Source organism: Streptomyces kunmingensis, assembly GCF_039533535.1.
GTDB lineage: Bacteria > Actinomycetota > Actinomycetes > Streptomycetales > Streptomycetaceae > Streptomyces > Streptomyces kunmingensis.
On sequence record NZ_BAAATS010000027.1, the window covers coordinates 504062 to 517631 of the forward strand.

General features: G+C 68.7%; 10 protein-coding genes. 2 read left to right on the forward strand and 8 right to left on the reverse strand.

Annotated features, from left to right (window positions below; translation table 11 throughout):
- Nucleotides 1-86: 86 nt before the first annotated feature.
- Together ABD366_RS30535 and ABD366_RS30540 are read right to left on the reverse strand one after the other, a co-directional pair.
- Complete coding sequence (locus ABD366_RS30535) at nt 87-692, reverse strand: YdbC family protein (protein WP_324769261.1); 606 nt, start codon at nt 690-692, stop codon at nt 87-89.
- Between the two features lie 34 nt (nt 693-726).
- Entirely contained in the window at nt 727-858 is a 132-nt protein-coding gene (locus ABD366_RS30540; RefSeq protein WP_324769109.1) for a hypothetical protein, read from the reverse strand.
- A 135-nt stretch (nt 859-993) separates the two neighbouring features.
- Here ABD366_RS30540 and ABD366_RS30545 point away from each other — a divergent pair, with 135 nt between their 5' ends.
- Nucleotides 994-1530: a TerD family protein gene (locus ABD366_RS30545; RefSeq protein WP_324769108.1), complete on the forward strand. Its 537-nt coding sequence runs from the start codon at nt 994-996 to the stop codon at nt 1528-1530.
- A 61-nt stretch (nt 1531-1591) separates the two neighbouring features.
- Here ABD366_RS30545 and ABD366_RS30550 read toward each other — a convergent pair whose 3' ends face one another.
- Both ABD366_RS30550 and nrdR read right to left on the reverse strand, forming a co-directional pair.
- Nucleotides 1592-4507 carry a vitamin B12-dependent ribonucleotide reductase gene (locus tag ABD366_RS30550; protein ID WP_324769107.1) on the reverse strand — a complete coding sequence of 972 codons (2916 nt, stop codon included), beginning with the start codon at nt 4505-4507 and terminating at the stop codon, nt 1592-1594.
- Nucleotides 4508-4642: 135 nt separating this feature from the next.
- Nucleotides 4643-5188 carry a transcriptional regulator NrdR gene (gene nrdR / locus ABD366_RS30555; RefSeq protein WP_324769105.1) on the reverse strand — a complete coding sequence of 182 codons (546 nt, stop codon included), beginning with the start codon at nt 5186-5188 and terminating at the stop codon, nt 4643-4645.
- A 516-nt stretch (nt 5189-5704) separates the two neighbouring features.
- Here nrdR and lexA point away from each other — a divergent pair.
- Nucleotides 5705-6490, forward strand: a complete 786-nt coding sequence (gene lexA / locus ABD366_RS30560) for a transcriptional repressor LexA (protein WP_324769104.1) — start codon at nt 5705-5707, stop codon at nt 6488-6490.
- Nucleotides 6491-6586: 96 nt separating this feature from the next.
- Here the strand turns inward: lexA and ABD366_RS30565 are convergent, their stop codons facing one another.
- The 4 genes from ABD366_RS30565 to ABD366_RS30580 all read right to left on the reverse strand — a co-directional run bounded on the left by ABD366_RS30565 (nt 6587) and on the right by ABD366_RS30580 (nt 13497).
- Entirely contained in the window at nt 6587-8584 is a 1998-nt protein-coding gene (locus tag ABD366_RS30565) for an ATP-dependent DNA helicase (protein ID WP_324769103.1), read from the reverse strand.
- Between the two features lie 40 nt (nt 8585-8624).
- Nucleotides 8625-10622 carry an IucA/IucC family protein gene (locus ABD366_RS30570; protein WP_324769102.1) on the reverse strand — a complete coding sequence of 666 codons (1998 nt, stop codon included), beginning with the start codon at nt 10620-10622 and terminating at the stop codon, nt 8625-8627.
- A 57-nt stretch (nt 10623-10679) separates the two neighbouring features.
- On the reverse strand, nt 10680-11483 hold the full coding sequence (locus tag ABD366_RS30575) for a GNAT family N-acetyltransferase (protein ID WP_324769100.1): 804 nt from the start codon (nt 11481-11483) through the stop codon (nt 10680-10682).
- A gap of 61 nt (nt 11484-11544) precedes the next feature.
- Entirely contained in the window at nt 11545-13497 is a 1953-nt protein-coding gene (locus tag ABD366_RS30580; RefSeq protein ID WP_411293706.1) for an IucA/IucC family protein, read from the reverse strand.
- Nucleotides 13498-13570 lie beyond the last annotated feature (73 nt).

Below are 13570 nucleotides of genomic sequence, written 5' to 3' on the forward strand. Positions count from 1 at the left end.
GCACTCGTACGAGCTCCATCCGGCGTACGCACCACGACTACGCGCGCGTGGTGTGCGCGTCGCGGCACGCGCGCGTGGTCACGCGTTCACACCGTCCAGGTCGGCTCCAGCCGCACGATGTCACCGTCGATGGCTTCGATGTCGGTCTCGGTCTGCGCTCTCAAGGACAACCGCTCCACCCGGTCGACCTGGTACTTTCCGCGCTCGGCAGCCGACAGCCACATCGACAGGACCAGAAACTCGTCGCCCGGCGCCTCCCCGAAGAAGCCACGCACCATCCCCGGCGAGCCGGCCATCGCCGGGTTCCACACCTTCTGCTGCATCAGCGTGAAGTGCTCGGCCCGCTCGGCCCGGACCTTGCAATGGGCGACACGGACGACATCCGTATCCGTGAATCTCGGCTCGAACCCCGTCTTCAGATCGAAGAGGTGATCGAACAATTTCGCCTGCATGCCCCTATAGGTGCCGCTCTGCGCCGCGGCAAGCCGGTCATGGGACCGCGCCATGAAGGAGTCGTAAAAGGCACGGCTCTCCCAGAAACCGAAGACATGGGCCACATCGGGCCGCTGCCTGCTCCAGCCCCCGCCCTGCCCCCGGAACCCCGGCTCTCCAAGGAGCCCCGCCCATTTCCGCTGTCCCCGCTCGAACCCCCGACGGTCCACCACAACGCAGCGAATCCACTTGACCAGCACCGCGCCATCGTACGGCGCGGTGCGTGACACGGGGTCACTCTCCGGTGCAGTGCACGCTTACCAGCTCGGCGGGATCGCCCTTGCTCAGCTCGATCCCGAACTCACGGTCGAGAACCGCACTCAACTCCCGCTCACCGATGTCCCGTTCTGCCCGTCGCTCATCCACGTATTCGGTGACAAAACCTCCCCCGGTAAGCATGTTCCGCGTTCCGCGTCATTCCCCAATGATCGACCCGTGGTGTCAGTGGGAGGACGTAGCGTGTCGGTAGCAAGCAACATCGCGTGAAGAAGGGGGAGTTCGGTGAGCAGTCTCCGCAAGGGGATCGAAAAGATCGAGGTCGGCCTGAAGTGGGACCCGAGCCCGTTGGGTTCGCCGCCCCACGACCTGGATCTCATCGCTGCGCCGTACACGAGCGAGGACCCGCACGGCAGCCCCGCCTACGTCGTCCACTTCGACAGCCGCTCCCCCGACGGGACCATCCACCTCGACCGGGACAGCCGGACGGGACAGGGCTTCGGTTTCGACGAAGTGATGACCCTCGAGCTGGAGCGGCTCGCGCCGAAGTACGGGCGCGTGGTCGTCGGCGTGGTCCTCCAGCAGAGCGAGCAGGAGCTGGGACGGCTCACGGTGTTCGGGGACGTGGCGAACACCGCGGTACGCATCCGGGAGGACTACACCGAGCTGTCGCACCACGACCTCTCGGCAGTGGACAGCAGCTCGGCGGCCACCATCGCCGAGTTCACGCGCGGCGCCGACGGCGAATGGGCGTTCCGCGAGCTGATACGCGGTTTCGACGGCGACCTCACGGCGTTCGCCGCCGCGATGGGCACCCTGTAGCGCCGGAACGCCGAAGGGGCGGCGGAACCGAGTGGTCCCGCCGCCCCTTCAGGTCAGGCGATCAGCTGCAACCGCTGGTCGAGCCGCAGCCCTCGCAGATGTAGCAGGAGCCGGCCCGCTGCATCTTCGTACCGCAGGAGAAGCAGAGCGGGGCGTCGGCCTGGATGCCCAGCTGCATCTCGACGAGCTCGGCGCTCGTGTGCACCTGCTGCGGGGCGGCCTGGACGGCGGCGGCTTCGGCCTTCGGCGTCTCGACGACCTTCAGGGACTCGGCCTGCGACGTCTGGAGAGGCGCCGACTGCGCCAGGCCCTCGACGTCGAGCTCGTCCTCGGACGGCTCGTAGGAGCCCGTCTCCAGGTGGCGCTGACGCTCCTCGGCGGAGTGGATGCCGAGCGCGGAGCGCGTCTCGAAGGGCAGGAAGTCGAGCGCCAGACGGCGGAAGATGTAGTCGACGATCGACTGCGCGATCCGCACGTCCGGGTCGTCCGTCATGCCGGCCGGCTCGAAGCGCATGTTCGTGAACTTCGAGACGTACGTCTCCAGCGGCACGCCGTACTGCAGACCCACGGAGACGGCGATGGAGAAGGCGTCCATCATGCCCGCGAGGGTGGAGCCCTGCTTGGACATCTTCAGGAAGACCTCACCGAGACCGTCGTCCGGGTAGGAGTTGGCGGTCATGTAGCCCTCGGCGCCGCCCACCGTGAAGGAGGTGGTGATGCCGGGACGGCCCTTGGGGAGACGCTTGCGGACGGGGCGGTACTCGACGACCTTCTCGACCGCCTTGCGGATCTCCGCCTCGGTCTTCTCCGTGACAGCGTCGGTCTCGGACTTCGCCTTCTCCTTGGTCTTGGCGGAGAGGGGCTGGCCGACCTTGCAGTTGTCGCGGTAGATGGCGAGCGCCTTGACGCCCATCTTCCAGGCCTCGAAGTAGACCTCTTCGACGTCCTCGACCGTCGCCGTCTCCGGCAGGTTGACGGTCTTGGAGAGGGCACCGGAGATCCAGGGCTGGATCGCGGCCATCATGCGGACGTGGCCCATCGCGGAGATGGAACGCTCGCCCATGGCGCAGTCGAAGACCTCGTAGTGCTCGGTCTTGAGACCGGGAGCGTCGATCACGTTGCCGTTGTCGGCGATGTGGGCGACGATCGCCTCGATCTGCTCCTCCTGGTAGCCCAGGCGGCGCAGGGCCTGCGGGACGGTGCCGTTGACGATCTGCATCGAGCCGCCGCCGACCAGCTTCTTGAACTTGACCAGGGCGAGGTCGGGCTCGAGGCCGGTGGTGTCGCAGGACATCGCGAGACCGATGGTGCCGGTCGGGGCGATGACGGACGCCTGCGAGTTACGGAAACCGTTCTTCTCGCCGAGGCGGACCACGTCCTGCCAGGCCTCCGTGGCGGCGGCCCAGATCGGGGTGTCCAGGTCGTCCACGCGGACGGCCACGGTGTTGGCGTCGGCGTGCTGCTTCATGACGCGCTGGTGCGGGGTCGCGTTCTTGGCGTAGCCCTCGTACGGGCCGACGACCGCGGCGAGCTCGGCGGAGCGCTTGTAGGACGTGCCCGTCATCAGCGACGTGATCGAGCCGGCCAGCGCGCGGCCGCCGTCCGAGTCGTAGGCGTGGCCGGTCGCCATGAGCAGGGCGCCCAGGTTCGCGTAGCCGATACCGAGCTGACGGAAGGCGCGGGTGTTCTCGCCGATCTTCTGCGTCGGGAAGTCCGCGAAGCAGATCGAGATGTCCATCGCGGTGATGACCAGCTCGACGACCTTCGAGAAGCGCTCGACGTCGAAGGACTGGTGGCCCTTGGCGTCGTCCTTCAGGAACTTCATCAGGTTCAGCGAGGCGAGGTTGCAGGACGTGTTGTCCAGGTGCATGTACTCGCTGCACGGGTTCGAGCCGTTGATGCGGCCGGACTCCGGGCACGTGTGCCACTGGTTGATGGTGTCGTCGTACTGGATGCCGGGGTCGGCACAGGCCCAGGCGGCCTCGGCCATCTTGCGGAAGAGCGACTTGGCGTCGACCTCCTCGATGACCTCACCGGTCATCCGGGACGTCAGACCGAACTTGCCGCCCTCCTCGACCGCCTTCATGAACGTGTCGTTCACACGGACCGAGTTGTTGGCGTTCTGGTACTGGACGGACGTGATGTCGTCGCCGCCCAGGTCCATGTCGAAGCCCGCGTCACGCAGGGCGCGGATCTTCTCCTCTTCCTTCACCTTGGTCTCGATGAAGCCCTCGATGTCGGGGTGGTCGACGTCGAGGATGACCATCTTGGCCGCGCGGCGCGTGGCGCCACCCGACTTGATCGTCCCTGCGGAGGCGTCGGCACCGCGCATGAAGGAGACGGGACCCGAGGCGTTGCCGCCCGAGGAGAGGAGCTCCTTGGAGGAGCGGATACGGGAGAGGTTCAGGCCGGCGCCGGAGCCGCCCTTGAAGATCATGCCCTCTTCCTTGTACCAGTCGAGGATCGACTCCATGGAGTCGTCGACGGACAGGATGAAGCAGGCGGAGACCTGCTGGGGCTGCGGCGTGCCGACGTTGAACCACACCGGCGAGTTGAAGCTGAAGATCTGGTGCAGGAGGGCGTACGCCAGCTCGTGCTCGAAGATCTCGGCGTCGGCGGGGGAAGAGAAGTACTTGTAGTCCTCGCCGGCCTTCCGATACGTCTTCACAATGCGGTCGATGAGCTGCTTGAGGCTCACTTCGCGCTGCGGAGTGCCGACGGCACCCCGGAAGTACTTGCTGGTGACGATGTTGACCGCGTTCACCGACCAGAACTCGGGGAACTCGACGCCACGCTGCTCGAAATTGACCGAGCCGTCGCGCCAATTGGTCATGACGACGTCACGGCTCGCCCATTCCACCTCGTCGTACGGGTGCACGCCGGGGGTGGTGTGGATGCGCTCGATACGCAGACCCTTGGTGGCCTTGGAACCCTTGGTACGGGAACCTCGTGCCGGGCCGCTCGTCGTCTCTGTCATGCCGCCTCCCATATACCGGGCTAAAACGCCCAAAAGTGCCGCGTAATTCCCGTGGCACGGTGTGTGTCTTGTATTGCGGACGCCGCTCACGCCGCCCGCAACAGGTCTGTGGTGCCGCCGCCCCGTCCGGACCGGTCAGTCGGCGGCTTGGGCGGGCACGGGAACCTCGACAGTTCCTCCGGGCCCGCTGTCACGCTCTGCGCACTCTCCGGCGGCGCCGTCCGCCGTCGCGCCGGGCGCTTGTTCCCTCAGTTCCGCGATCGCGGACTCGAAGTCCTCCAGCGAGTCGAACGCCCGGTACACGGACGCGAAGCGCAGGTAGGCGACGAGATCCAGCTCCTGAAGCGGGCCGAGCATGGCCAGGCCCACATCATGCGTGGTCAGCTCCGCGCTTCCGGTGGCGCGCACCGCTTCCTCGACGCGCTGGCCGAGCAGAGCCAGAGCGTCCTCGGTCACGGGCCTGCCCTGGCAGGCCTTGCGCACTCCGTTGATCACCTTGGTGCGGCTGAAGGGTTCGGTGACTCCGCTCCGCTTGATCACCATCAGTGAACACGTCTCCACCGTCGTGAAACGACGGGAGCAGTCCGGGCACTGGCGGCGTCGGCGGATCGATGTGCCGTCGTCGGTGGTGCGGCTGTCGACGACACGGCTGTCGGAATGCCTGCAGAAGGGACAGTGCATGAACTCCCAACCCTCCTTCACGGCACGACTCGATAGCCTCACGGGGCTTGTTCCGCCCCTCGAAGCAGCCCCAAGCATAGGCGATGACTTCGGCCGCGAAGGACCGGGGACCACAACTTCTGGGCTGCTGATGCAATCCAACCACTACATCTGGGGTTTGGCCGCCTTTGCAGCACTAGCGCGTGTCGTCGAGCCCGAGTTGGCCGCGTATGGCACGGAAACCCCACAGGCCACAGCTGTCGACCGGCGCGACGCACGCAGGGAGGGGGCGGTGCCCGACCGTCGAGGGGCCCAGTGGCAGACTGGGAGGGCCCTCGGAGGGGGTCTCGGTCCCGGCGGAGAAGCGTACCGGATTGAACCGAATTGCCACTCTGTGCGGCCGCTAGCCATACACCTAGGCACATGATCACGACAAGTAATCTACGGTTTTTCACTCGAACGTGTGTTTGGCGCAACCTTTCGAAAGGAACTACCGTTGGCTAGCTAGGGAGACATTCTCGAGAGGGGCCGACCGACGTGACCACCACCGCAGACAGCGCCACCATCACTGCCCAGGGCCGCGCCCCGGGCCGACTCGAGCCGGTGCATGCCATGACTGACGCGCCCATGAGCCAGGAGGGGCCCAAGCCGGGCCGTTCCCTGCCCGGCCGACCTCCAGGAATCCGCGCCGACAGCTCGGGTCTCACCGACCGCCAGCGTCGCGTGATCGAGGTCATCCGGGACTCGGTGCAGCGTCGCGGGTACCCGCCGTCGATGCGGGAGATCGGCCAGGCGGTGGGCCTGTCCAGCACGTCGTCCGTCGCGCACCAGCTCATGGCTCTCGAGCGCAAGGGCTTCCTGCGCCGCGACCCGCACCGTCCGCGTGCGTACGAGGTCAGGGGCTCGGACCAGCCGAGCACGCAGCCCACGGACACGACGGGCAAGCCGGCCGCCTCGTACGTGCCGCTCGTCGGTCGGATCGCCGCAGGTGGGCCGATTCTCGCCGAGGAATCGGTCGAGGATGTCTTCCCCCTCCCCCGGCAACTGGTCGGCGACGGCGAGCTGTTCGTCCTCAAGGTCGTCGGCGACTCGATGATCGAGGCCGCGATCTGCGACGGTGACTGGGTCACGGTCCGTCGCCAGCCCGTCGCGGAGAACGGCGACATCGTCGCCGCGATGCTCGACGGTGAGGCCACCGTCAAGCGCTTCAAGCGCGAGGACGGCCATGTGTGGCTCCTCCCTCACAACTCCGCGTACCAGCCGATCCCCGGTGACGAGGCGACGATCCTCGGCAAGGTGGTAGCTGTTCTGCGCCGGGTGTGACTCCTCCCTGACCGGGCCCCGGAACCAACTGCGCCGGTTCCGGGGCCCAGCGCTGTCCGCACCAGGCCCCGAGGCCGGCCGAACCGCCCCGGGAAGCTACTTCTCGTCGGCCTTCGCCGTCGCGTCGATCGCCGCGAGCGAGCGCCGTGCCTGATTCCGGTCCGTTGTGTACCAGAAGTCCGGCATCGAAGCCCGCAGGTAGCTGCCATAGCGGGCCGTCGCCAGGCGGGGGTCCAGGACCGCCACGACGCCGCGGTCTCCGGTCGCTCGCACGAGGCGGCCCGCACCCTGCGCCATCAGCAGCGCCGCATGGGTCGCCGCCACCGCCATGAAGCCGTTGCCACCCGCCTCCTCGACGGCCTTCTGCCGGGCGCTCATCAGCGGATCGTCGGGCCGGGGGAACGGGATCTTGTCCATGACGACCAGCTGGCAGCCCGTACCCGGTACGTCCACGCCCTGCCACAGCGACAGCGTGCCGAACAGACACGTCTTCGGATCTGCTGCGAAGTTCTTGATCAGCTCGCCGAGGGTGTCCTCGCCCTGCAGCAGGATCGGGTATTCGGGGATCCGCGTCCGCAGCTCCTCGGCCGCGGCCTGTGCGGCGCGCATGGAGGAGAAGAGGCCCAGCGTTCTGCCGCCGGCCGCCTGCACCAGCTCGGTCAGCTCGTCCGTCATGTCGTCCCGGGTGCCTTCGCGGGCGGGACGGGCCAGGTGCTTGGCGACGTACAGGATGCCCTGCTTCGGGTAGTCGAACGGCGAGCCGACATCGAGGCCCTGCCATTCAGGCAGGTCGTCGCCGTGCGTACCTTCGGGCGCGAGACCCAGGGAAGCGCCTACGCCGTTGAAATCACCGCCGAGCTTCAAAGTCGCCGATGTCAGGGTCACGGAGCGGTCGGAGAACAGCTTCTCCCGGAGCAGCCCCGACACGGACATGGGTGCCACCCGCAGCGATGCCCCGCTCTGCCGGAACGTGGACCCGGCGCGGGGCTCGTGGCGCTCGTACCAGACGACGTCCCACTCCGACCCGTTCGTGATCCGCTCCGCCACATCGTGGATCGTCTCCACGGAGGCCAGAGCCTGCTTGCGTACGGCGTCCTCGTCCTGGACGGATTTGTCCCGCGTGGAGCCGATCGCGGTGATGACCGTCCGCGCGGCGTCGCGCAGCGCCATCAGGGCATAGCCGAGGTCTTCCGGGATCTCCTCGAGGCGGCCGGGCAGTGCCAGCTCCATGAGCCGCTCGAAGCCCTCGGCGGCCGTCTGGAGCTGGTCCGCGGCCTTCTCGTTCACCAGCTTCGCGGCCCGCCGCACCGCGCGGTTGACCTGGCCCGGAGTGAGCTCGCCCGTCGCCACACCGGTCACCCTGGACACCAGCTCGTGGGCCTCGTCCACGATCAGGACCTCGTGCTCCGGCAGGACCGGCGCGCCCTCGATGGCGTCGATCGCGAGCAGGGCGTGGTTGGTGACGATGACATCCGAGAGCTTGGCCCGCTCACGGGACATCTCGGCGAAGCACTCCTGTCCGTACGCGCATTTCGACGCGCCCAGGCACTCGCGCGACGACACGGACACCTGGGCCCAGGCCCGGTCCGAGACACCCGGTGTGAGGTCGTCCCGGTCACCGGTCTCCGTGTCGTCCGCCCAGTCCCGCATGCGCAGCAGGTCCTGCCCGAGCTTGCTGGTCGGCGCCGCGGCCTCGAACTGGTCGAAGAGCCCCTCCTCCTCGTCCTGCGGCATGCCTTCGTGCAGGCGGTGCAGACACAGATAGTTCGACCGGCCCTTGAGCATGGCGAACGTGGGGCGGCGGCGCAGCAGCGGGTGCAGCGCCTCGACCGTGCGCGGCAGGTCCCGCTCCACGAGCTGGCGCTGGAGGGCGAGCGTCGCCGTCGCCACCACGACGCGCTCCCCGTGGGCCAGGGCCGGCACCAGATATCCGAGCGACTTGCCGGTGCCGGTGCCCGCCTGGACAAGCAGATGGGAACCGTCGTCGATCGCCGCGGCGACGGTCTCGGCCATGGTGACCTGGCCAGGGCGCTCCGTGCCGCCGACGGCAGTGACGGCGGCGTGCAGGAGCTCGGGGAGTGAGGGCTTCGTCATAGCTCGACCACCCTAAACGGCGGCACTGACAATCCCGCGATCACGGTTGGTGCAGGGGGTTGGCGACGGTGCCGTGCACGGCGGCGTGCGGGCGGTGTGCACGGTCGCGGTAGCCGTCGAGGTGGAGGCGGTTGCGGTTGAGGCACAGCCGCTCGATCCGCGGGGTGAGCAGGTCGAACATCTCGTACCGCTCCTTCAGCTCCGGGAAGCGGGCGTGGTGGCGCAGGATCTCGGCGCGTACCAGGAACCAGAACTGCGCTTCCGGGACGCCGAGTTGTTCCTCGCACAGGGGCGCCAGGTACCGGAAGACGCCGATGAAGAGGCCGGAGTGGATGAACTGCGTCAGGAAGTCGGGCCTCTCCGTGAGCAGGACGTCGCGTACGTCCTGCGGCATGGAGTCGTGTTCCGGGAGTGGTTCGCCGCTGACGTTGACGTCGTCGACGAAGTCCTTGACCGCGAGGCGCACGGGTACGTCCTGCTCGTCGAAGACGACGATGGCGTTCTCCCCGTGCGGCGAGAACACGGTTCCGTAGCGGTACAGGAAGCGCAGCAGGGGTGGCAGGAGAGCGGCGAAGAGCCTGCGCAGCCAGGTCTTCGCGTCGAGTCCCGAGCGCGCGACGAGTTCCGCTGTGAAGGACCGCCCCTGCGGATCGACGAGTAACAGGGAGGCGAGCGTACGGGCGCGCTCCCCGGATGCGAGGTGCCGCGTCACGGGCTCCCGCCAGATGGCTCCCAGCAGCTCTTTGTACTGGTAGGGGACTTCGTCGAGATCCCCGTACACGGGGTGCTGGACCGCGACGGAAGCGACCTCACCCAGCAGGATGACTCCGCACTCGTCCTTGAGGAAGGTGTCGGCGTCGCGCAGTGCCAGCATCCAGGTGGTCACGGCGGGTGCGGCAAGGGTGCGCTCCGTCGGGAGTCCGCGCCATACAAGGGTGTTGAGAACCGACAGAGGCAGTTTGACGGTGTGCCGTTCCGGATGCGTGGTGTTCAGGAACGTGCGGATCGACTGCTGGGGCAGGCGCAGGTCGCCGTCGGTGGGGAGCGGGACGATCGCGTCCGTGGCGACGGAGTGCGCGAAGAGCGGGAGCACGATGTCGTCCCACTGCCACGGGTGCACCGGCAGGTAGAGGTACGCGGCCGGGTCCAGGCCCCTCGCACGCAGGCTGTCGGCGAACAGTTGCCGTATGGGTGCGTCCAGTTCGCGGGAGTAGAGAGAGTCGGCGGATTCCAGGCCCGCGGCACCACGGTAGGTGGCGAGGCTGGTGTGCACGGCGATCCAGGGGAGGCTGGTGTGACGGCGGGCCTCTGGTGCCCAGCGGGAGGCGTCCGTCGCCGAGAAGCCGAGCCGGCCCTTGTTCAGGACAATCCAGGGGTGGCCGGTCTGGTGGCCCTCGAGCTCGGCGTATCCGAGGTCGGTGAGCTGCGGTGCGGTCAGGGCGGTGTGGTCGAGCCGGGCGTCGGCGGCGAGGGTGACGGAGAGCTCGCGGATGAGGTGGCCCAGGGTGGTGCCGTCGAGGCCGATGAGGTGCTTGGTGCGCAGGAGGAAAGCGAGGGGGTCGGTGAAGGGCTCGGGGTCGGATGGTGCGGCGGTCACGTCGTCCGCTGCGTGCGGTCCGGGCTCGGGCTCGGGGTCGGGTGATGCGGCGGCCTCGTCGTCCGCAGCGTGCGGTACGGGGTCGGATGGTGCGGCGGTCGCGTCGTCCGCTGTTCCCGGCCCGGGCACCCACTCGATGCTGTCCGGGTCCACCTGCCAGCTGCCGTACGCGCCACGGCGGGCGTTGAACCGGACTCGGCCACTGCCGGATCCGTCGTCGCTCGGGACGTTCAGGATGTAGGGGTGACGGCCCGGCGCCGCGTCCACCGCCGCGTCCCGGTCGACGGGCAGCGGCCGGAGGATCTCCTCGTACGCGAATTCACCGATCAGTTTGGCCAGCAGACGTGCTCCTGCCCTGTCCCAGTTCTTACGCGTGAGCTCGGGCGGGTCGTACAGCACGGGCGGCTCTGCGGAATGCGGGACGACGGGCGGGTTCGGCACAAGGACTCCTCGCGAGGGAACCGGATCGGGTCGAGCGGTGTACCAAGCGTGACGAGCTCACAGCACGGTGCGCAGGGCTCGGTCACGGACCATGAGCGCGGCCCGCTTGTCGGGGAGGTCCACCTCGGCGGAGAAGCGGAAACCGGCGCTCAAGAAGGCGGAGACGGAGGGGGTGTTGCGAAGGTCTGGCTCTGCGACGACCCGCGCACACGGCGGACGGTGATCGAGTACGAGATCGGCAACGGCTCTGAGCAGTGTGGTTCCGAGCCCATGACCGCGATGGGCGACGCCGCCGATGAGGAGGTGGATACCGGTGTCGTGGGGGCGGGCGGGGTAGTGGCGGGCCAGCGGGTCGAGGTCGGCGCGGTAGATCTCCCAGTAGCTCATGGGCGTGCCGTCGAGTACACCGAGGCAGGGCACACTGCGTCCGTCACCGTCGAGCTGGGGGCCCAGGTGGTCCGCGGTGACGGATTCGGGGCCGGCGAGTTCCCAGAAGGCGGCCACGGCGGGGTCGTTCATCCAGCGGCTGAGGAGCCCGAGGTCGCGCTCGATGCGGACGGGGACGAGCTGGAACACGCCTGAGGGGGTGGTGACCGGTCCCCATCCCCCTACGTGGTCGAGCAGATCGTCCTGGGATGTGCTCGTGAGGACAGGAACGCTCCGGTGGTCGCCGCCCGTCCCCTCGGTGGGTTGCGTCCCGTCCTGTTCAGCGATGAGCGCGACGAGTTCGTCGGGAAGGCGCAGGTCCAGGGTGTCCTGGCAGTCCGGGTTCTCCGGAGGGGCGGTGGGTTCGTCCGGGTCGGTGACGGGGGCGGGGTCGGCGTCGGCGTCGGCGTCGGTGCTCGCATGGGTGGGAGACACGGCGACGCTCCTCTCAGGAAGGGGTGCGGAATGTGGTCCTCGGGTTGGGTTGTCGGGGGTCTCAGGTGTGGAGGGGGTTGGCGATGGTGACGTAGACGGATTGGGTGTCGACGGGGCCGACGAGTTCGTCGAGGCCGTGCAGGCGGGTGAGGAGATTTGCCTTGCAGCGCAGCGTGGGCGAGTCCAGCAGGCGATGCGGCAGCGGGCTGCGCAGTCGGCGGGGGCCGGCAGCGGCCTCGCCGAGGAAGCGGCGGAACGCGGCGATCAACAGTCGTTCGTCGGCGAGCTGTTGGGAGCCGAAGGCGCCGACGAGACCGAAGACGTTGTTGATGGCGAGGTAGTAGGCGAATCGTTCGTCGGTGACGTCGTCGGAGACGAAGGTGTCGCTGAGGGCGCCGATGCCGGGCAGGCGCTTGTCGAGTTCGGCGCGACGGGACTCGCGGAAGTAGTAGCCCTGGTTGTCCCGGTATCGCCCGCCGGTGGGCCAGCCGTCAGGGTCGAGGAGGAGGAGGGTGTTCTGCTGGTGGGCCTCGAGGGCGACGCCGGCTTCGCTGTCGAGCCAGAGCACGGGGCGCACCACGTGCTCGAGGTAGCGCAGGAACCACTCGGCGGCCACGGCTTCGCGGGAGCGTCCGGTACGGGTCGCGAGGTTCGTGACGATGTCGGCGAGCCTGGAGCTCATCGGGGAGCGGTCCAGGTGGGTGTCCTGGTCGTACGGGGGCCGGGGCGAGACGAAGCCGGCGACGCAGGTGGCGTCGGTGTCGGGCGCGAAGGGGTTGTTGCGGATCATGACGTCGAGGCCGGGGACGGGTTCGCCGGCCGGATCATCGACCGCGAGCCAGGCCGGGTCGCGGACGATGTCGAAGCCGGGGTGGACGGCGTGCCACTGCTCGGCGAGGCCGTTGCGCAGGAGCCGGTGGACCTCGACGCCCCGGTGCAGTTCCTTGCGGAGGTTCTCGCGGCGGGAGTTGGTGATCCGCAGGCTGAGGGAGAGCTTCAGCATCGCTGATGCGCCGGGCCGGTACAGGGTGCGGACGGAGGAGGTGGGATACCAGGGCTCGCCGTGGGGGCCGAGTTCGCGCAGGAGTCCTGCGTCGAGGAGAGCTGCGGTGCCGGGTCGGTGCTTCAGTTCGCGCAGCTGCCAGGGGTGCATCGGCAGGGCGGCGTAGCCGCGGGGCAACGGGAGGTCGGGGCCGGCGAGTTGTGCGGTGAGGCGGGTGGCGGGGACGGGGCGGCCGCGTTCGGTCCAGGCCGAGTCGTGGGCGAGGACGTCGGGTGCGACAGCGATCCAGTGCAGGGGGAAGGAGCCGCGCAGTTCCGGTGAGTAGAGGCGGGCTTCGGCTTCGGAGAGTCCTTCCCGGCTCTTCGGCGTCGGGTGCAGCGGGTGGCCGAGAAGCAGGGCCTGTTCACCGGCGAGGAAGTGGTCGGGGGTGTCTTCGCGACGGCTGCGGCGGTCGGCGATGAAGACGGCCGTGCGGCGGACGGAGTCGGCGACGCGGCCGACGAGGTCGCCACCCTCTTCCTTTTCGTCGGCTTCGGCTTCGGCTTCGGCGGGCCCGGACGGCGCCGGGATCGTGTCGGTCGGGGCCGATTCGCGGCTGAGGAGGGAGGCGAGGGTTACCGCGTCGACGCAGGGGGCGCCCTGGGGGCCGTCCTCCAGGTAGGGCAGGCCGAAGCGGTGCCAGCCGGTGGGTGACCAGTAGTGGACCGGGACGAGGAGGGCGGTGCCGCTCGCGGGCAGGGCGACGCGGAGGGCGCCGACGGCAGGAGGGGCGAGGTTGTTCTCGCGTACCCAGCAGCGCAGCAGGTTCTCGACGGCCGCGACCTGGGCGGAGGTCGCGGGGTCGGGGTGTTCGAGGAGGTCGACGGGAGAGGCGTGCAGATGTTCGGCCTCTTGGGCGCCGCCCTTCTGCCAAGGGACCGTTTCGCGCTCCGGGCCGCGCGGGCTCTGCGTGTCGCAGGCTCCTCCGGCAGGGGTGCGGGGACGACCGTCGGATGCGGGAGTGGCGTTCAAGAGGGCTTCCTTGCGTGGGGTGGGGGCTCCGTGAGGCGGTGGTCCGGCTGGTCCGGTTGCCGCGGCTGGCGCT